The 20,782-nt window shown below is 65.6% G+C and carries 19 protein-coding genes; 10 read left to right on the forward strand and 9 right to left on the reverse strand.

Annotation, left to right across the window (positions count from 1 at the left end):
• Window positions 1-19 precede the first annotated feature (19 nt).
• Both RX327_RS00275 and RX327_RS00280 read left to right on the forward strand, forming a co-directional pair.
• Entirely contained in the window at window positions 20-496 is a 477-nt protein-coding gene (locus RX327_RS00275; RefSeq protein WP_317249105.1) for a GNAT family N-acetyltransferase, read from the forward strand.
• Window positions 493-1,089 carry a glutathione S-transferase family protein gene (locus tag RX327_RS00280; protein ID WP_317249106.1) on the forward strand — a complete coding sequence of 199 codons (597 nt, stop codon included), beginning with the start codon at window positions 493-495 and terminating at the stop codon, window positions 1,087-1,089. Before RX327_RS00275 ends, RX327_RS00280 begins: the two co-directional genes overlap by 4 nt.
• Window positions 1,090-1,338: 249 nt before the next feature.
• Here RX327_RS00280 and fabV read toward each other — a convergent pair whose 3' ends face one another.
• From fabV to fabA, 3 genes are all read right to left on the reverse strand, one after another.
• The gene (fabV, locus tag RX327_RS00285; RefSeq protein ID WP_317249107.1) at window positions 1,339-2,511 is read right to left on the reverse strand and encodes an enoyl-ACP reductase FabV; all 1,173 of its coding nucleotides are present in this window, start codon (window positions 2,509-2,511) and stop codon (window positions 1,339-1,341) included.
• Window positions 2,512-2,589: 78 nt separating this feature from the next.
• Window positions 2,590-3,813, reverse strand: a complete 1,224-nt coding sequence (fabB, locus tag RX327_RS00290) for a beta-ketoacyl-ACP synthase I (RefSeq protein ID WP_317249108.1) — start codon at window positions 3,811-3,813, stop codon at window positions 2,590-2,592.
• A 43-nt stretch (window positions 3,814-3,856) separates the two neighbouring features.
• A complete protein-coding gene (fabA, locus tag RX327_RS00295; RefSeq protein WP_317249109.1) occupies window positions 3,857-4,378 on the reverse strand; it encodes a 3-hydroxyacyl-[acyl-carrier-protein] dehydratase FabA in 522 nt (173 codons plus the stop codon).
• Window positions 4,379-4,705: 327 nt separating this feature from the next.
• Here fabA and irrA point away from each other — a divergent pair, with 327 nt between their 5' ends.
• Window positions 4,706-5,197 carry an iron response transcriptional regulator IrrA gene (gene irrA / locus RX327_RS00300; RefSeq protein WP_317249110.1) on the forward strand — a complete coding sequence of 164 codons (492 nt, stop codon included), beginning with the start codon at window positions 4,706-4,708 and terminating at the stop codon, window positions 5,195-5,197.
• A 178-nt stretch (window positions 5,198-5,375) separates the two neighbouring features.
• On the opposite strand, the gene RX327_RS00305 is transcribed toward irrA, so the two are convergent.
• Complete coding sequence (locus RX327_RS00305; protein WP_410712132.1) at window positions 5,376-5,900, reverse strand: SH3 domain-containing protein; 525 nt, start codon at window positions 5,898-5,900, stop codon at window positions 5,376-5,378.
• 338 nt (window positions 5,901-6,238) lie between these two features.
• Between RX327_RS00305 and RX327_RS00310 the strand changes: the two genes are divergently transcribed.
• Entirely contained in the window at window positions 6,239-7,240 is a 1,002-nt protein-coding gene (locus tag RX327_RS00310; RefSeq protein ID WP_131870462.1) for a 2-hydroxyacid dehydrogenase, read from the forward strand.
• 593 nt (window positions 7,241-7,833) lie between these two features.
• On the opposite strand, the gene RX327_RS00315 is transcribed toward RX327_RS00310, so the two are convergent.
• A complete protein-coding gene (locus RX327_RS00315; RefSeq protein WP_317249112.1) occupies window positions 7,834-8,745 on the reverse strand; it encodes a LysR family transcriptional regulator in 912 nt (303 codons plus the stop codon).
• Between the two features lie 121 nt (window positions 8,746-8,866).
• On the opposite strand from RX327_RS00315, the gene RX327_RS00320 reads away from it, so the two are divergent.
• Window positions 8,867-9,874, forward strand: coding sequence for an aldo/keto reductase (locus RX327_RS00320; RefSeq protein ID WP_317249113.1), 1,008 nt, complete (start codon window positions 8,867-8,869; stop codon window positions 9,872-9,874).
• A gap of 212 nt (window positions 9,875-10,086) precedes the next feature.
• Here RX327_RS00320 and RX327_RS00325 read toward each other — a convergent pair whose 3' ends face one another.
• The gene (locus RX327_RS00325; RefSeq protein ID WP_317249114.1) at window positions 10,087-10,890 is read right to left on the reverse strand and encodes a molybdopterin-synthase adenylyltransferase MoeB; all 804 of its coding nucleotides are present in this window, start codon (window positions 10,888-10,890) and stop codon (window positions 10,087-10,089) included.
• A 226-nt stretch (window positions 10,891-11,116) separates the two neighbouring features.
• Here RX327_RS00325 and RX327_RS00330 point away from each other — a divergent pair, with 226 nt between their 5' ends.
• Entirely contained in the window at window positions 11,117-12,487 is a 1,371-nt protein-coding gene (locus tag RX327_RS00330) for a serine protease (RefSeq protein ID WP_317249115.1), read from the forward strand.
• Between the two features lie 495 nt (window positions 12,488-12,982).
• Here RX327_RS00330 and ggt read toward each other — a convergent pair whose 3' ends face one another.
• From ggt to mutM, 3 genes are all read right to left on the reverse strand, one after another.
• A complete protein-coding gene (gene ggt, locus RX327_RS00335; protein WP_050383609.1) occupies window positions 12,983-14,662 on the reverse strand; it encodes a gamma-glutamyltransferase in 1,680 nt (559 codons plus the stop codon).
• Window positions 14,663-14,783: 121 nt separating this feature from the next.
• A complete protein-coding gene (locus RX327_RS00340) occupies window positions 14,784-15,347 on the reverse strand; it encodes a GNAT family N-acetyltransferase (RefSeq protein ID WP_050383440.1) in 564 nt (187 codons plus the stop codon).
• A 1-nt stretch (window position 15,348) separates the two neighbouring features.
• A complete protein-coding gene (gene mutM / locus RX327_RS00345) occupies window positions 15,349-16,254 on the reverse strand; it encodes a bifunctional DNA-formamidopyrimidine glycosylase/DNA-(apurinic or apyrimidinic site) lyase (protein ID WP_317249116.1) in 906 nt (301 codons plus the stop codon).
• 162 nt (window positions 16,255-16,416) lie between these two features.
• On the opposite strand from mutM, the gene ubiE reads away from it, so the two are divergent.
• The 4 genes from ubiE (at window position 16,417) to dut (ending at window position 20,698) form a co-directional block, all read left to right on the forward strand.
• Window positions 16,417-17,178, forward strand: coding sequence for a bifunctional demethylmenaquinone methyltransferase/2-methoxy-6-polyprenyl-1,4-benzoquinol methylase UbiE (gene ubiE / locus RX327_RS00350; RefSeq protein WP_317249117.1), 762 nt, complete (start codon window positions 16,417-16,419; stop codon window positions 17,176-17,178).
• A complete protein-coding gene (gene ubiB / locus RX327_RS00355; RefSeq protein ID WP_317249118.1) occupies window positions 17,175-18,749 on the forward strand; it encodes a 2-polyprenylphenol 6-hydroxylase in 1,575 nt (524 codons plus the stop codon). Before ubiE ends, ubiB begins: the two co-directional genes overlap by 4 nt.
• Window positions 18,750-18,818: 69 nt before the next feature.
• Complete coding sequence (gene coaBC, locus RX327_RS00360) at window positions 18,819-20,243, forward strand: bifunctional phosphopantothenoylcysteine decarboxylase/phosphopantothenate--cysteine ligase CoaBC (RefSeq protein WP_317249119.1); 1,425 nt, start codon at window positions 18,819-18,821, stop codon at window positions 20,241-20,243.
• Window positions 20,240-20,698 (forward strand): dUTP diphosphatase, encoded by a 459-nt coding sequence (gene dut / locus RX327_RS00365; protein ID WP_317249120.1) that lies wholly within the window; start codon window positions 20,240-20,242, stop codon window positions 20,696-20,698. The genes coaBC and dut overlap by 4 nt, the downstream gene beginning before the upstream one ends.
• The last annotated feature ends 84 nt before the right edge of the window (window positions 20,699-20,782 follow it).

Genomic DNA, 20,782 nt, shown 5'->3' on the forward strand with positions numbered 1-20,782 from the left:
TCGCACGCGATAGGGAACAATGACGGCGCCGAACATCCGCCCCGCTCGTCCCGACGAACTTGACGCGATCGCGCGCGCCTGGATGGACAGCTGGGCTTCGACCGGGCTCTCGCAAGCCAGCGACAGCCTGTTGAACGATCTGCGTATCCGCTTGCCGCGCGAGATCGCTGGTGGCTGGAGCCTGTTCGTCGCCGACGATCGCGGCGCCATCGCCGCCATGCTGGCGCTGCACCTGCCGACCTTGCTGCTCGATCAGCTGATGGTGGTCCCCGCCTATCAGGGCCGGAGCCTGGGACGCGAGCTGCTTGCCTTCACGCGCCGGCAGATGCCCGACGAGATCTGGCTGAAATGCGTGCGCGAGAACGAAAAGGCCTGGCGCTGGTACGAGCGCGAGGGTTTTGTATTCGAGAAGGAAGAGCCCAATCCGGTCACCGGCTTCATGATGAAGCACTATCGGTGGAAGAAAACAAACCGCACATCGGAGGCTAGGCCATGATCAAGCTGTACTGGTCGCCGCGCTCGCGCTCGTTCTCAGCCATTTGGCTGCTGGAGGAATCCGGTCTGCCATACGAACGGGTGCTGACCGACATCAGCACCGGCGCGCAGAAGACGCCGGACTTTCTAAAGATCAATCCGATGGGCAAGGTTCCGGCGCTGACCGACGGCGACGCGGCGCTCGGGGAAGCCGCGGCCATCTGCGCCTACATCGCCGACCGCTATCCCGAGACGAAACTCGCGCCGGCAGCGACGGACCCGAAGCGGGCGCGCTATCTGCAGTGGCTGTTTTTTTCGCCGAGTTGCATCGAGCCGGCGCTGATCCAGCTCTTCACCAAGCTCGAGGTGCCGACCAGCACCGCCGCGTGGGGCAGCGCCGCGCAGGTGTTCGACGTGCTCGACGCCGAGCTGCAGAAGGGGCCATGGATCCTCGGCGATCAATTCTCCGCTGCCGACATCGCGATCGGCGCGGGACTGAACTTTGCGGTACGCGTGTTCAAGATGGTGCCGCCGCGGCCGTCGTTCGAGGCCTATATCGGCCGCTGCGTGGCCCGGCCCGCGTTCCAGCGCGCAGAGAAGATCGCGGCGGGATGAAGCGCGTAGCCCGGAGAAGCCAACGGGTCGCGCGAACGCGCGCCCGATGACAGGCTCCGCGAAATCCGGAACACGTCTTAACCTCCCCTTGAAAAGGGGAGGTCGCTTTGCTCGCCAGAGCAAAGCGGGTGGGGATCCGCTCTCTCCGCAGACAGCATCGTCCACGGCTGCCCCCCATCCCGACCTTCCCCCTTTCAGGGGCAAGGAGAAGACAGGTCTGTGACCTCTCTCGCGTGATTCCCGAACGGCCTAACCCGGCACGACGCGGGGATCGACGTCCTGCGTGTAGTCAACGCCGTCGATGCCGAAGCCGAACAGGCGGAGGAACTGGCTCTTGTACTCGCCGAGATCGGCCAACTCGCCGAGCGTCTCGGTGGTGAGCAGCGGCCAGCGCCGCGACACTTCCGTCTGCACCTCGGGCGACAGCTCCCAGTCGTCGACCCGGACGCGCTGCGCGTCATCGAGCGCGACACCCTTACCGAGCTTCGTCCGGAACAGGCGATCGATCTGCTCGATGCAGCCTTCGTGGAGACCGAGCTGCTTCATCACCTTGAACAGCACCGTGCCATAGAGCGGCACCACCGGAATGGCCGAGCTCGCCTGGGTGACCACGGCCTTCAGCGCGACGACGCGGGCCGCGTCCGCGCCGAGCCGGCCCCGGATCGCTTCCGCCTTGCTGTCGAGATCGACCTTGGCGCGACCGAGCGTGCCGTTCCAGTAGATCGGCCAGGTCAGTTCGCTGCCGATATAGGTGTAGTTGAGCGTCCGGAAGCCCGGCGCGAGGACGCCGGCATCCGCGAGCTGGTCGATCCAGCGCTTCCAGTCGTCGCCGCCCATCACCGCGACGGTGGCCGCGGTTTGCTCCTCGCTCGCCGGCTCGAGCGTGGTCCGGAACACCTCGCCGGTCTCGGTGTCGAGTGTCTTGATCTCGACCGGGGCGCCCAGCGGCTTGATCACCGAACGATAGGTCTTGCCGGTGTCGGGATCGGTCCGGACCGGAGCGGCCATGCTGTAGACCAGCAGGTCGAGCTGTCCGAATTTCTCGCGCACACGCTCGATGAAGGTCGCCTTCAGCTCGTCGGAGAAGGCGTCGCCTTCGAGCGTGAGCGGTGATCGTCCGATCTTCTGGGCCTCGATCTCGAAGGCGCGGTTGTTGTACCAGCCGGCGCTGGCGCTTTTCTTTTCCGACGGCTCGCGCTCCAGCGACACGCCGATCGTATCGGCGCCGCCGGCGAAGGTCGCGACGATGCGGCTCGCGAGGCCATACCCCGTCGAGCAGCCCAGCACGGCAACGCGCTTCGGGCAGTCGGCGACCGGGCCCTGCTTCAGAACATAGGCGATCTGTTCGCGGACATTCGTGGCGCAGCCGACGGGATGTGCCGTCGTGCAGATGAAGCCTCGCACGCGCGGTTCAATAATCATTCCCACCCCATTCCGGATCGTTGCAATGTTCTCATTCGCTGCCTGCGGACCTTCCTCGGCAAGCGAGGAGAGGCGAAATCACGCATCCAGCCGGCTGAACACCAGCGTGGCGTTGGTGCCACCGAAGCCGAAGGAGTTCGACAGCACGGTGCCGATCTTGACGTTGTCGATGCGCTTGCGCACGATCGGCATGTCGGCGAACACGGGATCGAGCTCCTGGATGTGCGCGCTCTCGCAGATGAAGCCGTTGTTCATCATCAGCAGCGAATAGATCGCTTCCTGCACGCCGGTGGCGCCCAGCGAGTGGCCGGTCAGCGCCTTGGTCGCCGAGATCGGCGGGCACTTCTCGCCGACGCCGAACACTTTCCGGATCGCCTCGATCTCCGGCGGATCGCCGGCGGGTGTCGAGGTCGCGTGCGGATTGATGTAGTCGACCCTGGTCTTCACCGTCGACATTGCCATGCGCATGCAGCGCTCGGCGCCTTCGCCCGACGGCGCCACCATGTCGTGGCCGTCCGAGGTCGCGCCATATCCGACGATCTCGCCATAGATGCGCGCACCGCGCGCCTTGGCATGCTCGAGCTCTTCCAGCACCAGCACGCCGGCGCCACCGGCGATGACGAAGCCATCGCGATTGAGGTCGTAGGGACGCGAGGCCGTGGCCGGCGTGTCGTTGTATTTCGAGGACATCGCGCCCATGGCGTCGAACAGCACCGACAGCGACCAGTCCAGCTCCTCGCAGCCGCCGGCGAAGATGATGTCCTGCTTGCCGATCTGGATCGTCTCATAGGCATTGCCGACGCAATGGTTCGACGTCGCGCAGGCCGAGGAGATCGAATAGTTCACGCCCTTGATCTTGAACCAGGTTGCGAGCGTCGCGGAGGCCGTGGAAGACATCGCCTTCGGCACCGCAAACGGGCCGACGCGCTTGGGTCCCTTGGAGCGGGTGATGTCGGCGGCCTCCACCAGCGTGCGCGTCGACGGTCCACCGGAGCCCATGATGATGCCGGTACGGATGTTGGAGACTTCATCCGGCGACAGGCCGGAGTCCTGGATCGCCTGCTCCATCGCGACGTGATTCCACGCCGCACCCTGGCCGAGGAAACGCATCGCGCGGCGGTCGACCACCGTCGACGGATCGAGCGTGGGCTCACCTTGCACCTGCGAACGGAAGCCGAGCTCGGCATATTTCCCTGCCCGCGAAATGCCAGACTTCGCCTCGTGAAGGCTCGCAAGCACTTCCTGGGTGTTGTTTCCGATGGACGAGACGATGCCCATTCCGGTGACCACAACCCGCCTCATGTTCGCCTCGCCCTGCCTTTATGTTGCCGCATGATGATCCTGCTCAAGATGGCGCCGTGCCCTGCTTGAACAGGCCGACCTTCAGATCCTTGGCGCGATAAATAATCTGGTCATCGACCGAAAGCCACCCGTCGGCGATGCCGAGCACCAGCTTTGCCCGCATCACGCGTTTGATGTCGATGTTGTACACAACCTTGCGGGCGTCGGTCAGCACCTGGCCGCCGAACTTCAGCTCGCTCAGGCCGAGCGCCCGGCCGCGGCCTTCGCCGCCGACCCAGCCGAGGTAAAAGCCGACCATTTGCCACAGCGCATCCAGGCCGAGGCAGCCCGGCATTACCGGGTCGTTCTTGAAATGGCAGCCGAAAAACCAGAGGTCAGGCTTCACGTCGAGCTCGGCGCGCACCAGGCCCTTGCCGAATTCACCGCCATTGTCGGTGATCTCCGTGATGCGGTCGAACATCAGCATCGGCGGCAGCGGCAGCTGGGCATTGCCCGGACCGAACATCTCGCCGCGCCCGCAAGCCAGCAAATCCTCGTATTCGTATCCGCCGCGCCGATCCAGCATCCTCTTTCCACCTCTGATGTCCCGATGAGCGCTTTGCTTGGTCGGACCTTGATCTACCCACGGGAACCGGAATAACCCGTCCCGCATCTTGGCGCTACCTGGGTACGCTACGGCCTGTTATCTCTGCCGAAAGCGCATATGTGGTCCGCGCGCTCTCTAACATAGCGCCAACTGGGCGGCAAAGCGGCATTCGGAGGATAAATGACCGCTTCTCCTTAGGTTTCTACCGCAGCTTGGATTCGTTCTAGTTGCGAAAAACTTGCATCTGATAGGCATCCTTTTTATATTTATGAGGAATATTGCCTGAGTTGGGTGCATAGAGTGGATATGAACGAGGAAGTACCGGCTGTGAATGATGATGCCGTGCACCCGGCTGCCCGGGGCGCTGGGCACCAGCCGGCCTTGACCGGCTGCCCGTGGCACGACGTCAACGAAATGCTCCAGTCCGCGGGGCTCCGTCCGACGCGCCAACGCATGGCGCTCGGCTGGCTGCTGTTCGGCAAGGGTGCACGTCACCTCACGGCTGAAATGCTCTACGAGGAAGCGACGCTGGCCAAGGTTCCGGTATCGCTGGCGACCGTGTACAACACGTTGAACCAGCTCACCGATGCCGGCCTGCTCCGCCAGGTCAGCGTCGACGGCACCAAGACCTATTTCGACACCAACGTCACGACCCACCATCACTACTACCTCGAGAACAGCCATGAGCTGGTCGACATTCCCGACCCGAACCTCGTGCTGTCGAAGATGCCGGAGGTGCCCGAGGGCTACGAGATCTCCCGCATCGACATGGTCGTGCGCCTGCGCAAGAAGCGCTGAGGCGTCTTACCGTCGATTTGAGTTGTGATGGCCGGGCTCGTCCCGGCCATTGTCGTTTTGCACTTACGTCATTCCGGGGCGATGCGGAGCATCGAACCCGGAATCTCGAGATTCCCCGGTGCGCAATTGCGCACCTGCGGTCTGGTCCTCGCGGACCATCCCGGAATGACGCTGCGCGTCAGTCCACCTTCTCGTCGGCGTAGACGCCCCAGAGGCGCTCCTGCTGGATCCAGCCGTCAAAGCCGTTGCCGATGACGCGGCACCAGTTTGCGGCGCACTTCTTCACCTGCGTGACAACGCCGGCCTGGAGGCGCGCCGCGACGGCGCTGGTCGCGTCCGGGCGATCGTACAGCGAGGCCAGGTCGTCCTTGTGCTTCATGGTGACGACCGCGGTGCGGCGGCCCGACAGCAGCGAGTGATAGACCCAGCCTTCGGCGCCCTCGGAATCGCGCACCCGGCGCCAGTTCTCGAACTCGGCGGTGATTTCGACCGGCAGGCCGGCGCGGGTGTAGACCCAGGCGACGTCATTGTCCTTGGTCGGGCCGGCGCGGACGTTCACGTGATCCGATTTGAGGCTGACATAGCGCGGCACCGGCAAGCCGCTGGCGGTGGGGCTCAAATCCTTGGCTGAATGTCCGGGCATGACCGACGCACTCAGCATGCTTCCGACCAGCGCCACCAATGAACCGAAACGCCAGACCATCAACTCGTCTCCTGCCGAGATGCCCAACCCGCATTCGGCGAATTGCAACCCAAACCACGCCCGAAGGCCCCGCGCCCGTTCGCCCCCACACTGCAAGCCCGAGTGGTTCTTGTCTTGGCCCGGCCTTCTGCTAGAGAGGACGGAACGCCTGAGAGCCAGAACACCCGAATTTGCTCGTCGTTTCGCCTTGGCGAAAAGCCGGGGCAAGTATCGGGGAACCCTAGGAAGCGCGAAGGAAACGCCGGGACAGCGCGGCTATCAGCAGTGTCGAACAACCGGGTTAATGAGGCCTCAACGGTTTGCTTTTTGGCACGCCGCGCGCCTCATGAGAGCAGGACATGTCGGTGAAGAAAAAGCCCCTCGTCGTGGTGACGCGCAAGCTGCCGGATTCGATCGAGACGCGAATGCGCGAGCTGTTCGACGCGCGCATCAATCTCGAGGACACGCCGATGTCACCCGACCAGATCGCGGAGGCCGCGCGCACCGCCGACGTGCTGGTTCCGACCGTGACCGATCACATCAGCGCCGATGTCGTGAACCAGCCCGACTGCAAGCTCCGCCTGATCGCCAATTTCGGCAACGGCGTCGACAATATCGACGTTGCAGCCGCCCATGCCCGCGGCATCACCGTCACCAATACGCCGAAGGTTCTGACCGAAGACACCGCTGATATGACCATGGCGCTGATCCTCGCCGTGCCCAGGCGGATGATCGAAGGCGCCTCGATCCTGACCGAAGGGAAGCCCTGGGCGGGCTGGTCGCCGACCTGGATGCTGGGCCACCGCATCGGCGGCAAGCGTCTCGGCATCATCGGCATGGGCCGCATCGGCCAGGCGGTGGCGCGCCGCGCGCGCGCATTCGGCCTTCAGATCCACTATCACAACCGCCGTCCCGTCGCTCCCGTCATCGCCGAAGAGCTCGGCGCGACCTATTGGGAAAGCCTCGACCAGATGCTGGCGCGGATGGACATCATCTCGGTGAATTGTCCGCACACGCCCGCGACCTATCACCTGCTCTCGGCGCGGCGGCTGAAGCTGATCCGCAAGGACGCCTACATCGTCAACACCGCGCGCGGCGAGGTGACCGACGAGGACACGCTGATCAAATTGATCGAAGGCGGCGAGATTGCCGGCGCCGGCCTCGACGTCTACGAGCACGAGCCCGCGGTCAACCCGAAGCTGGTGCGGCTCGCCAGGGCCGGCAAGGTGACGCTGCTGCCGCATATGGGCTCGGCCACGATCGAAGGCCGCGTCGAGATGGGCGAGAAGGTGATCATCAACATTCGCACCTTCCTCGACGCCCACAAGCCGCCGGATCGCGTGCTGCCGAGCATGCTCTGATTTCGTAACCGGGATTACGCCGCGCTCGATACAAGCCACGCAGTTCCAACCTCCCCTTGAAGAGGGGAGGTCGCTTTGCTCGCGAGAGCAAAGCGGGTGGGGATCATCTCTCTCCACGAGCGACGGTGCGTGTGGCTGGACCCCCATCCCGACCTTCCCCCTTTCAGGGGAAAGGGGAAGAGAGATCTGTAGCCCGGATGGAGCCAACGGGTCGCGCGAACGCGCGCCCGATGACAGGCTCCGCGAAATCCGGGGCCTGTATCCGCGGACAGACCGCCCCGGATTGCGCTTCGCTCCATCCGGGCTACGGGGCTACGGAACGTGGATAGCCTTAGCCCGCCGTCGTTGGGGCGAGCTGCCAAAATATCGAAAACAACCCCATGCAAAGTTGCCGGGCTACGGGACTGCCGAGCACACTCTGAGACCAACATTCGGTGTTGTCCCTGCGAAAGCAGGGACCCATAACCACCGGTGTTCGTGGTTGGACCGAGCTGGGGCTCCAGCCTTCGCATTTGTGAGAGCTGTGGTTATGGGTCCGGCTCCCGTGCGCAATTGCGCACCAGGCCGGGACGACGATGTGGTGACAGCCTGCCCTATCTCTTCCGCCGCGCCTGCTTGCGCCAGTCGGCGACGAACGACACGAAGGCGGCCAGCGCGGGCGGCGGCTGACGGCGGCTCGGATAATAGAGGAACGGTCCGTCGAACGGCGGGCACCAGTCGTCGAGCACGCTGACCAGCGCGCCGGATTTCACGCCGTAGCGGACATAGCCCTCGAACGTCGCCCAGTAGCCGACGCCGTCATGGACTGCACGCAGCGCGAGGCCGAGATGGGTCGCGGTCAGCCTGGCCGGCGGCGAAATCTTCACCACGCGGCCGTTCTTCTCGAACTCCCAATCGAACATCACGCCGTTGCTGAAGCGGCTGCGGATGCAGGGGTGCGCCAGCAGATCCTTCGGATGCATCGGCCGGCCGTGCTTTGCGACATACTCACTGGACGCCACGATCGCGTAACGTTGCGGCGCGCCAAGCGGGACCGCGACCATGTCCTGTGCCAGGTGCTCGCCGTAACGCACGCCGGCGTCAAAGCCCTGCGCGACGATGTCCACGAACGCACTCTCCGCGACGACGTCGAGTTCGACCCGCGGATATCTGGCGAGGAACGGCGCGATCATCGGCGCCAGCACGAGATCGACCGCAGGCGGCGGCGCGTTGATGCGCAACCGCCCCGACGGCTCGGCGCGCAGGCCGCGCACCTCGGTGATCGCATCGGCGACGTTGACCAAGGCCGGAGCGACGCGCGACAGCAGCAGTTCGCCCGCCTCGGTCAGCGCGACACTGCGCGTGGTGCGGTTCATCAGGCGGACGCCGAGGCGCTCCTCCAGATCCCGGAGCCGCTGGCTGAGGCTCGAGACCGAGACGCGCTGCTCGAGCGCCGCACGCCGGAAGTTGCGCGTGCGCGCCACCGCCACGAAGGCGTCGAGGTCGCGAAGGTCGAAATCCTGCATTGTTCGATATAGTGAACAAGTCATTCGCGATTGTCCAGCTTATCGGCGAAAGCCGGCCGGCCCATATCACCTCGGCATTTGGCGACGGATTTTCCGCCGCAAACGTTCGAGGAACATCCACATGGACACACGCAAACTCGGCTCAACCGGGCCCACCGTCTCGGCCCTCGGCCTCGGCTGCATGGGCATGTCCGAGGTCTATGGCCCGGCCGACCGCGGCGAGAGCATCGCCACGGTGCATGCGGCGCTCGATGCCGGCATCACGCTGCTGGATACCGGCGACTTCTACGCCATGGGTCACAACGAGATGCTGGTGCAGGAAGCCCTGAAGGACGTCGCGCGCGACCGGCTGCAGATCAGCGTCAAGTTCGGCGCGCTCCGTGGCCCCGCGGGCGAATTCGCCGGAATGGACACCCAGCCGGCCGCAACCAAGAACTTCCTCGCTTATTCGCTCCAGCGGCTCGGCACCGACCATGTCGACATCTATCGTCCGGCGCGGCTCGATCCGAACGTTCCCATCGAAGAGATCGTCGGCGGCCTCGCCGATCTCGTGAAGGCGGGCTATGTCAGGCATATCGGCCTGTCCGAGGTCGGCTCCGACACCATCCGCCGCGCGCATGCGGTGCATCCGATCGCCGATCTCCAGATCGAATATTCGCTGATCGAGCGCGGCATCGAACGCGACATCCTCAAGACCTGCCGCGAGCTCGGCATCGGCATCACCGCCTACGGCGTCCTGGCGCGCGGCCTGATCAGCGGTCACTGGTCGAAGGATTCGGGCAAGGTCGGCAAGGACTATCGGCTGATGACGCCGCGCTTCCAGGGTGCGAACCTCGACGCCAATCTCGCGCTGGTGGAGCAGTTGCGCGCCATTGCCGCCGAGATCGGAGCAACGCCGGCGCAGGTCGCAATCGCCTGGGTCGCGGCGCAGGGCAAGGAGATCGTGCCGCTGGTCGGCGCCCGCACCCGCAACCGTCTCACCGAAGCGCTCGGCGCGACCAAGCTGACGCTGACGCAGGCTCATCTCGCAGCGCTGGCTAAAGCCTTCCCGCCGGATATCGCGGCCGGCACGCGCTATGCGGCCGAGCAGATGGCGCATCTCGACAGCGAGAAGCGGGCCAGCACCTAAAGCATGATCGGGAAAAGTGCGCGGCGGTTCTCCGACAAGATCATGCTCAAACGACGACCTGGAGCGCGATGACGATTCATCCCAATCTCATCGCGCTTTAGAGCGTTTTCGAGCGAAGTGGATACCGGTTCGCGTGAAGAAAACGCGTCACAACAAGAGTCTGGAGTCCCGTTCCGATTCTCTCGGAACGGGAAAGGCTCTAACGACAGCAATCAGGTGCGATGGACGCTGAGGTCAGTGATGGCGGGCCCATCGCCATTGAGCGGGTTCTGCGGATCGCGCCCGTAGCGCAGCGTCTCGAAGCGCATCGCGCGCGCATCGATCATCAGGAGGCGGCCGACCAGGCCGTCGCCGAAGCCGACGATCTCGCGGATCGCCTCCAGCGCCATCATCGAGCCGAGCACGCCCGCGAGTGCCCCCATGACTCCGGCCTCCGCACAGGCCGGAACGGTTCCGGGCGGGGGTGCTTCCGGAAACAGGCAGCGATAGGTCGGGTTGAATTCGCCCTGCTCGTTCGTCTCATGCGCGCGGATGGTGGTGAGCGAGCCGTCGAAAGTGCCGAGCGCCGCCGTGATCAACGGCCGCTTCGCGAAGAAGCAGGCGTCGGAGACGAGATAGCGCGTCGAAAAATTGTCGGAGCCGTCGAGCACGAGATCGTAGTTCGCGATCAGCGCCATCGCATTGTCGGCGGTGAGTCGCATCGGATGCGCCTCGAACGTCACATGCGGATTGAGCGCATGGATCTGCGCCGCCGCGCTGTCGACCTTGCGCTTGCCGATATCGGACGTCGCATGGATGACCTGGCGCTGCAGGTTGGACAGCGAGACCACGTCGTCGTCGACCACGCCCAGCGTGCCGACGCCGGCGGCAGCCAGATACATCAGCGCGGGCGCGCCGAGCCCGCCGGCGCCGATCACCAGCACGGAGGCCCGCTTCAGCGCGGCTTGGCCCGGCCCGCCGACATCGCGCAGCACGATATGGCGAGCATAGCGTTCGAGTTCGTCGGCAGTCAGCATTGTTCGATCAGTTCCCACATATCGATCCCCTCATGTGAGGAGCGCGAAGCGCGTCTCGAACCATGAGGCCGGGTTCTCTGGCCTCATCTTTCGAGACGCGGCTCTCGCCGCTCCTCAGGATGAGGGTTGACGCACTCCCTGAACCGGAGCGCGGTTGTTGCCGACCAAGCAGATGTGCTTAATTGCCTGGACGTCAATGGTGTCAGTCATTCCCCCCGGATTTGTCATGAGATCGGTGCTTTCGGCAACATTGATGGCCGCCTCCATTACGGTCACAGGGATGGGCATGGCAGAGGCCCAGATGACCCCGCCCTCGACGGCGGGGGCGAAGCCGAAGACCGTGACGACGGTGCCGATACGCCCCGCTTTGCAGAAGCCGGAGGATACCGCTGGCGCGATGACGCAGGCGGAGCGGCTGTCGCTCCAGTCCGACCTCGCCTGGGTCGGCCAGTACAACGGCGCCATCACCGGCGACGTCAGCGAGCGCATGGTCAACGCCATCAAGGAGTACCAGAAGACCAAGGGCGGCAAGCCGACCGGCGTGCTCAATCCGCAGGAGCGCGCCGCGCTCGCCGACACTGCGCGGCGGAAGCAGGAAGGTGTCGGCTGGCGGATCGTCACCGAGCCGGCCACCGGGGCGCGGCTCGGCATTCCCACCAAGCTGGTGCCGCAGCTCACCAGCGATGCCGCCGGGGCCAAATGGACCTCGCCGACCGGCACCGTTCAGGTGCTGCTCAGCCGCCGCAAGGAGGTGAACCCGACCTCGGCAAAGCTCGCCGATCTGGAGAAGGAGCCGTCCGGGCGCAAGGTCGATTACACCGTGGTGAAGCCCGACTTCTTCGTGCTGTCGGGATTGCAGGGCCTGAAGAAGTTCTACGTGCGAGGCGCCTTCAAGGGTGACGAGGTCCGCACCATGACGATCGTCTACGACCAGGCGATGCAAACCACCATCGAGCCGGTCGTGATCGCGATGTCGAGTGCCTTCAATGCATTTCCGTCCGGACCGCAAGCCGGGCCGCCGCCGCGCAAGACCGTCGAATACGGCACCGGCATCGTCGTCAGCGACGACGGTGCGATCGTCACCGACCGCGTGGCGACCGACGATTGCATCGCGCTGACGATCCCGGGCTATGGCAATGCCGATCGGATCGCCGACGACAAGGATCACGATCTCGCGCTGCTGCGCATCTACGGCGCGCGCGGGCTGAAGCCGCTCAATATCGCAGGCCAGGCGACGCAGACCGCGTTCGACATCACCGGGATCGCCGATCCGCAGAGCCAGGGCGGCGGCGCGGCCGCGAGCAGCGTGAAGGCTTCGGTCGCGCAGACCGGCGGCGGCGATCAGGCGCTGTCACCGGCGCCGGCGCTCGGGTTCTCCGGCGCGGCGGCGCTCGACGGCGGCGGCAGGTTTGCCGGCATCGCGGTGCTGAAGCCCGTCATCGTTGCGGGCCCCGCAAACGCGGCGCCGCCGGCGCAGGCCGCGCTGGTGCCGGCCGACACGGTGCGCAGCTTCCTGAAGGCGCACGGCGTCACCGCGTCGGGCGACTCGGCGGACGCCATGGCCGCCGTGGTCCGCGTGATCTGCGTCAGGAAATAATTCAAGCCGTCGCCCGCGCATGCGGGTGATCCGGCAGCGCAGCCCGGGTTCTGTCCATTTCGTCGTCCCGGCGCAGGCCGGGACCCATACGCCGCAGCGGGCGTTGTAGGCGAGACTCGTCGTTTCAGCAGCGCGCAACAATGACGGGCTGTGGTTATGGGTCCCGGCTTTCGCCGGGACGACGATGGGGATGCTCTCGATTCAAGATTTCAAACACGCGGTGTCATCGTCCGCCACCGGGTCGCGCGAACGCGCGCCCGATGACAGGCTACGGCGGACGATCAGGCATTCCAGAGACTCCTGTGATTCACCACGGCTCTTCCCATACGTCGTCCTGGCGAAAGCCAGGACCCATAACCACCGCATTCAGCGATGAAACCGGATCGCGGCCCCGGCGTCGCACAACAATGAGATTTGGGGTAATGGGTCCTGGCTTTCGCCAGGACGACGTTGAGGATGGTTCTCGGTTCAACCTGTCAAACAGCGTAGTCGGCGTCACCTCAACGCAAACCGCACCCCGGCGCGGGCGAGGCCGCCGGCAATGCCGACCGGCGTGCCGTCGGCGCGCCAGCAGGCTGCGCCCGACATCGAGCCGTCCGCGTGAAACTGGATCGCGTTCATGCCGCCGGCCACCGTCGGCACGACCTGCACTCTGTGGCCCTTGGCTGACAGCGCGGCGCGGACGGCCTCCGGCACCGCCTGCTCGACCTCCAGCGCATTGCCCTCGGTCCAGACCCGCGGCGCCTCGACCGCCTCCTGCAGGCTCATGCCGTGGTCGATCAGATTGATCAACGCCTGCATCGCGCTCGGGAAGATGCGCTTGCCGCCGGGCAGGCCGAGCGCGTAAGCGAGCTTGCCGTCGCGCAGCGCCATCATCGGCGACATCGAGGTGGTGACGCGCTTGCCGGCGGCCAGCGACAGTGCATGCCCCGGCCGCGGATCGAACAGGTTCATGTAGTTGTTCGGCACGGTGCCGAGGCCGGGGATCAGGATCTTGGCGCCGAACAGATTGTTGATGGTCTGGGTGGTCGCGACCACATTGCCCATCGCATCCGCCGCGGTCATGTGCGTGGTGTGCGCGCTTTCGAGTTGGGTGACGCCGGCGCCCCAGGCTTGTGCAGCGGCGGGATCGATCGCGCGGCGGCGCTCCTCGGCATAGGCCTTCGAGGTCAGCCGCTCCACCGGCACGTTGATATAGGCGGGATCGCCGCTCGCGGCCGCGCGGTCGGCGAAGGCGATCTTCAGCACCTCGGCGAGATAGTGGATCGTCTCGGTCGTGCCAAAGCCGAGCCGCGCGATGTCATAGCCTTCGAGGATATTGAGCATCTGCGTGATGTGCACGCCTGACGCCGCCGGGGGCGGAGGCCCGAGGATTTCCCAGCCGCGGTAGTCGCAGCGGATCGGCTGCCGCTCGACGGTCTTGTAGGTCGCGAGATCCTGTTGCGCGATGAAGCCGCCGTTCTTCTTCATGTAGTCGACCAGGATGTCGCCGAGCGGCCCTTGGTAGAGCGCGTTGTCGCCATGATCGGCGATGTATTTCAGCGTCTCGGCATATTCCGCCTGCACCACGCGCTCGCCGGGCTTCAGCGGCGTGCCATCAGGCAGATAGATCGCCGAGATCGGCTTGTCCTTCAGCATCTCCTCGGCGCCGTCGGTGATGCATTCATGCAAATAGGGCGTTGCTGCATAGCCGCGCGCGGCGTGCTTGATCGCGGGCTGCATCACGTCGGCGAGGCTCATGGTGCCGAAGCGGCGCAGCGTCTCGCACCAGGCCTTCAGCGAGCCCGGTACCGCCACCGCCTTCGGCCCGTTCAAATTCTCGTCGCCGACGGTGTCGAACACGTCGTGCGCCGAACCGGGCTTCGAGGTATAGGTATCCGGCCGCACCGCCTGCGGCACCGTGCTTTGGCCATCGATGAAGCGATGGCTGCCGTCGGCGAGGCGAATATGCGCCATGCCGCCGCCGATGATGCCGACCATCATCGGCTCGACCACGGTCAGCGTGAACAAGGTGGCGATTGCCGCATCGATCGCATTGCCGCCGGCAGCCAGCATCTCGGCGCCCGCGCTCGATGCCAACGGATGATTGCTCACCACCATGCCGCGGCTGCTGGTGGCCGGTTGCTTCTCGCATTGAAAACTTGTCGCGGCGCGGTCGCGCCAGGCATCATTCATCGACATGCCGTTCATCGCCATTGTGTTCTCGTTCTTGATGGAGCGATGGACCATGTTCGCCAACCCTTTATGCGCGGTCAAGATACGGCGTTTTTCCTCGCGGCGGTATTCGCAAATAAGGTCACGGCTTCGCGCGATCGCGCAACCAGGTCTCGCGCGTCACCTTCCATTTCTCCGCTCTGGATTCGCCGTTATGGTGCGGAAGCTCGACGAAGCCGACGAATTCGGCTCCGGTCTTCTGCTTGACCCGGCGCGAGGCGACATTGGACTGCGCGTTGCAGACGTGGAAGTGATCGACGCCAAGCGTCAGGAAGGCGAAATCGTTCACCGCCGCGATCGCCTCCGTCATCAGGCCCTGATTCCAATACGGCTCGGCGAGCCAGAATCCGCGATTGCCCTTGCGGCCGTCGGCGCGCGGCCGGAAATTGATGTTGCCGATCGCCTCGCCATCGCCGGCACGCAACACCAGCACCCATTGATAGCTTTCCTCGCCGGCCGCGATCTTGTCGAGCTCCCGCCTGATAAAGCTTTCCGCGCCGTCGCCGGGATAAGGCCACGGCACCACCGTGGCGAGAGTCTTGATCACGTTCCAATTGTTGAAGTGACGCTGGATCGCCGACGCATCCGAGGGCGCAAGCGGCCGCAGGATCAGGCGCTGCGTCTCGATGCGCGGGGTCTCGAACATGTTACTTCTGGCACTTCGGGCACCAGAACGTCGAACGGCCGTTCTGGGTGAAACGCCTGACGATGCCTTCGCAGCCGGACGTACGGCACGTCTCGCCCTCGCGGTCATAGACCTGGAACGAATGCTGGAAATAACCGAGATCGCCGTTGGTCAATCGATGGTCGCTGATCGAGGAGCCGCCGGCCTTGATCGCCTGGTTGAGCACCGAATGGATCGCGTCGACTAGCCGCTTGGCGTGGTCCGTTGGCTCGCCCCCGGCGACGCCTTTGCGTTGTCCGGACTTCGTCGACAAGGTCGCGGCGATCCGGCGCGGCGACAGATGCGAGCGGTGCAGCGCCTCGCAGACATAGATATTGCCAAGCCCTGCCACGACGCGCTGGTCGAGCAGCGCGGCCTTCAGGCTGGTGGTCTTGCCGGCGCAGGAGTGCGCCAGCATCGCGGCGTCGAATTCGTTGCCGAGCGGCTCGGGTCCGAGCCCGCGCAGCAGCGGCTCGTCGTCGAGCGCATTGCGCGCGATCACTTTCATGTAGCCGAAGCGGCGCGGATCGTTGAAGACGACGGCCGCGCCCGACGACATGTGGAACACGACGTGATCATGCGCGCGATCCTCGCTGCGCGGATGGTGGAATTGCCCCGGCGTCGCCGCGCCGTCCTGCTTCAGCACGCGGAACGAGCCCGACATGCCGAGATGCATCAGCAGGACGTCGCCGGAGCCGAGATCGGCCATGAGATATTTTGCACGGCGGCCGAGCCCCGTGATGGTCCGGCCCTCGAGCCGGGCGATAAAGTCTTTTTGAAACGGAAACCGCAAATCCTTGCGGCGGGCCTCGGCCTTGAGGATCTTGGACCCCTCCATCACCGGCTGAAGGCCGCGGCGGACGGTCTCGACTTCGGGCAATTCAGGCATGGTCAGGCATTCACCTTATGAGGGCGGTGTGATAGCGCCATTGCGGCGGGCGCGCTATGGTCTGGCTGGAGCGTTTTCGAGCGAAGCCTGTCCCGTACTTGATACGGGATGGGCACCGGTTCGCGTGAAGAAAACGCGACCAAAAGGTAAGAGTATGAGTTAATGGATCGGCCGGGCGAAACCACGCATTTTGGCTTCAGGGACGTCCCCCTGGGCGACAAGCAGACGCTGGTGAACGATGTGTTTCACAGCGTGGCGTCGCGCTATGACTTGATGAACGACCTGATGTCCGGCGGCCTGCACCGGGTCTGGAAGGACATCATGATCACGGCGCTCGATCCGCCCCGGGGCGACCGGCCGTTCGCGCTGCTCGACGTTGCCGGTGGCACCGGCGACATCGCGTTCCGCGCCGCCAAGGCCGCGGGTGCGGGTTTCCATGCCACCGTCTGCGACATCAACACCGATATGCTGGCCGTGGGCCGCGAACGCGCCGCCAAGCAGCATCTCGATGACCGCGTGTCGTTCGTCGAGGGCAACGCCGAAACGCTGGGTTTTGCCGACCGCGCGTTCGACGCATATACGATCGCTTTCGGCATTCGCAACGTGCCGCAGATCGGCCTGGCGCTGCGCGAGGCCTATCGCGTGCTGAGGCCCGGCAGCCGCTTCCTTTGCCTGGAGTTCTCCACCGTCGAAATGCCCGGGCTCGACAGGCTCTACGATCTGTTCTCGTTCAAGGTGATCCCGCCGCTCGGCCGCATGGTCACGGGCGATGCCGAATCCTACCAATATCTCGTCGAATCGATCCGCAAGTTTCCGAAGCCTGCCGCTTTCGCCGACATGATCCGCGAGGCCGGCTTTTCCCGCGTCAGCTGGCAGACACTCTCCGGCGGCATCGTGGCACTGCATTCGGGCTGGCGTTTGTGATCTCTGCCATCACCCACATGACGCGCCTGATCCGCGCCGCGTTCGTGTTCGCGCGTGAGGGCGTATTCGGCTCGGTCGATCCCGCGCTGGTGCCGCCGCCCGGGCAGCTCGCGCTGAAGCTGGCGCGGCTGATCGAGCGCCGCTCGGCCAAGTCAGGTCCGCGGTTGTCGCGCGCACTGACGCGGCTCGGACCCGCCTATCTCAAGCTCGGACAATTCCTGGCGACGCGTCCCGACGTGGTCGGCGTTATCATGGCGCGCGACCTCGAAAGCCTGCAGGATCGCCTGCCGCCGTTTCCGCAGGACGAGGCCGAGGCCGCCATCGCGACGTCGCTGGAACGGCCGCTGGCGCAGGCCTTTGTGCATCTGGGCCCTGCGGTTGCCGCAGCCTCGATCGCGCAGGTGCATCGCGGCGAAATCGAGCGCGACGGCGTCCGGCAGCAGGTTGCGGTCAAGGTGCTCCGGCCCAGTGTCGCCGCGCGCTTCCGCCGCGACCTCAGCGACTTCTTCTTTGTCGCGCACAAGGCCGAGGCGCATTCCGCCGAGGCGCGGCGCTTGAGGCTGATCGAGGTCATCAACACGATGTCGCGCTCTGTCGCGATGGAGATGGATTTGCGGCTGGAAGCCGCCGCGATGTCGGAGATGGCAGAGAACACGCGCGACGATCCCGATTTCCGCGTGCCGACCGTCGATTGGGACCGCACCACGCACAACGTGCTGACGATGGAGTGGATCGACGGCATCGCGCTGAACGACCACAAGCGCCTTGCTGAGTCGCAGGTCGACCTGCCCGACCTCGGCCGCAAGATTATCCAGAGCTTCTTGCGGCACGCGCTGCGCGACGGCTTCTTCCACGCCGACATGCATCCGGGCAATCTGTTCCTGGATGACGCCGGCCGGCTCGTCGCTGTCGATTTCGGCATCATGGGCCGGCTCGGCATGAAGGAGCGGCGCTTCCTCGCCGAGATCCTGCTCGGCTTCATCACCCGCGACTATCGCCGCGTCGCCGAGGTGCATTTCGAGGCGGGCTATGTGCCCGCGCACCATTCGGTCGAGAATTTCGCGCAAGCCATCCGCGCCATCGGCGAGCCGATTCACAACCGCACCGCCGAGGAGATCTCGATGGCGCGGCTGCTGACGCTGCTGCTCGAGGTCACCGGCCTGTTCGACATGACCACGCGGCCCGAGCTGATCCTGCTGCAGAAGACCATGGTGGTGGTCGAGGGCGTGGCCCGCGGCTTCGATCCCAAGCTCGACATCTGGAAGATCGCCGACCCCGTGGTACGCGAATGGATCACGCAGAATCTCGGCCCGGCCGGCCGCATCCAGGGCGCGCTATCGGGCGCGGGCGAGCTCGGCCGCATCCTCGCCAACCTGCCGTCGATCGCCAGCCGCGCCGTGACCGTGCTCGAGCAGCTGGAGACCATGACGCGGGAGGGCCACATGCTGTCGTCGGACTCGATCGACGAAATGGCCCGCGCCGAGGCCCGCAAGGCGCGGGTGCAGACCGTCGGCCTCTGGGTCATTGCGATCGCCTCCATCGCGATCTTTTTCGCCATCCGGGCGCACTGATTGCAATGCATGCACCATGTGATAGCATCGCTATCACACTTGATTGAGCATGATGCCTGAGGGCACGCCATGGCCAGCCTGACCATCCGCAAACTCGACGATACGCTGAAGGCCTATCTGCGGCTGCGCTCGGCCAAGAACCGCAGGTCGGTCGAGGAAGAGGTCCGGGTCATCCTGCGGGAGCTCGCGGACGGCGGTACGGGGCCCGCAGAGACGCTTGGGGCGGGTTCCGCGACGGTTGCCGCCCCTGTTCCACGGGCCGCCGGCGCGGCCGGAGAGCCGAGCGTCACCCTGATCATCGGCGGCGGGATCGCGGCGTACAAGTCGCTCGACCTGATCCGCAGGCTGAAGGAGCGGCGCATCGAGGTCCGCTGCGTGCTGACCAAGGCGGCCCAGCAATTCGTGACGCCGCTGGCGGTGAGCGCGCTCTCGCACGAGCGCGTCTACACCGACCTGTTCGACCCCCAGAGCGAATTCGACGCCGGCCATATTCGCCTCGCGCGCGACTGCGACCTGATCGTTGTGGCGCCGGCGACCGCCGACCTGATGGCGAAGATGGCGAACGGCCACGCCGACGATCTCGCCAGCGCCATCCTGCTCGCGACCAACCGCAAGGTGCTGCTGGCGCCAGCGATGAACCCGCTGATGTGGAGCAATCCGGCCACCCGCCGCAACGTGCTGCAGCTGCGCCGCGACGGCGTCCATACCGTGGGCCCCAACGCGGGCGAGATGGCGGAAGCCGGCGAGGCCGGCGTCGGGCGGATGGCCGAGCCGACCGAGATCGCCGCCGCTGCTGACCGCATGCTGCGGCCGCCGGTGCCGCGGCCGCTCGCCGGCAAGCGCGTGCTGATCACCGCGGGTCCCACGCACGAGCCGATCGACCCCGTGCGCTACATCGCCAATCGCTCCTCCGGCAAGCAGGGCTTTGCCATTGCCGCCGCCGCGCAGGCCGCCGGCGCCGAGGTGATCCTGGTGAGCGGCCCGGTCGACCTCGACGATCCCCAGGGCATCTCGGTGATGCGCGTGGAGTCCGCGCGCGACATGCTGCACCGGGTCGAGGCCGCGCTTCCCGCCGATATCGCGATCTTCGCCGCGGCGGTCGCCGACTGGCGCGTCGCCAACGAGGGCGAGCAGAAGCTGAAGAAGACCGCGGCCGGCATGCCGCCGCTTCAGCTGATCGAGAATCCCGATATCCTCGCCACGATCTCGAAGCTGACCGACAAGCGCCCGCCCCTGGTGATCGGCTTTGCCGCCGAGACCGAACATCTCATCGACAACGCCAAGACCAAGCTCGCGCGCAAGGGCTGCGACTGGATCGTCGCCAATGACGTGTCGCCGGCGACCGGCGTGATGGGCGGCGACCGCAACACCGTCCACCTGCTTTCGCGCGAGGGCAAGGACGTCACCGTCGACTCCTGGCCTGTCATGACCAAGGAGGAAGTCGCGACCGCGCTGGTGTCGCGCATCGCAAGAGCCGTAGGAACCGCATCGTGAGCGCCACCATCAAGGTCGAAGTCCACCAATTGCCGCATGGCGCAGATCTCCTGCTGCCGATCTATCAGACCGCCGACGCGGCCGGCCTCGACCTGCTGGCGGCGGTGCCGCGGTCGGCGCCGCTGCTGCTGCTGCCGGGCCGCTACGAGATGGTTCCGACCGGACTGACGATCGCGCTGCCGCCGGGGCACGAGGCGCAGGTGCGGCCGCGCTCGGGGCTTGCCGCCAAGCACGGCGTCACCGTGCTGAACTCGCCGGGCACGATCGACGCGGACTACCGCGGCGAGATCAAGGTGATCCTGATCAACCACGGCCACGAGGTGTTTTCGATCCGGCGCGGCGAGCGCATCGCGCAGATGGTGATCGCGCCGGTCACGCGGGCCGAGCTGGCTCCGGTCGACGTGCTATCGGCGACCGGGCGCGGCGGCGGCGGCTTCGGCTCGACCGGACGCTAGCGCGCGAAGTGTGCGGACGAGCCTCGGGAGATCACGCTTCATGCGCTCTCCGCACGACTACGGGGTCAATTCGCGTAAAATCCG

It is taken from the genome of Bradyrhizobium sp. BEA-2-5 (assembly GCF_032918025.1).
Taxonomy (GTDB): Bacteria; Pseudomonadota; Alphaproteobacteria; order Rhizobiales; family Xanthobacteraceae; genus Bradyrhizobium; species Bradyrhizobium pachyrhizi.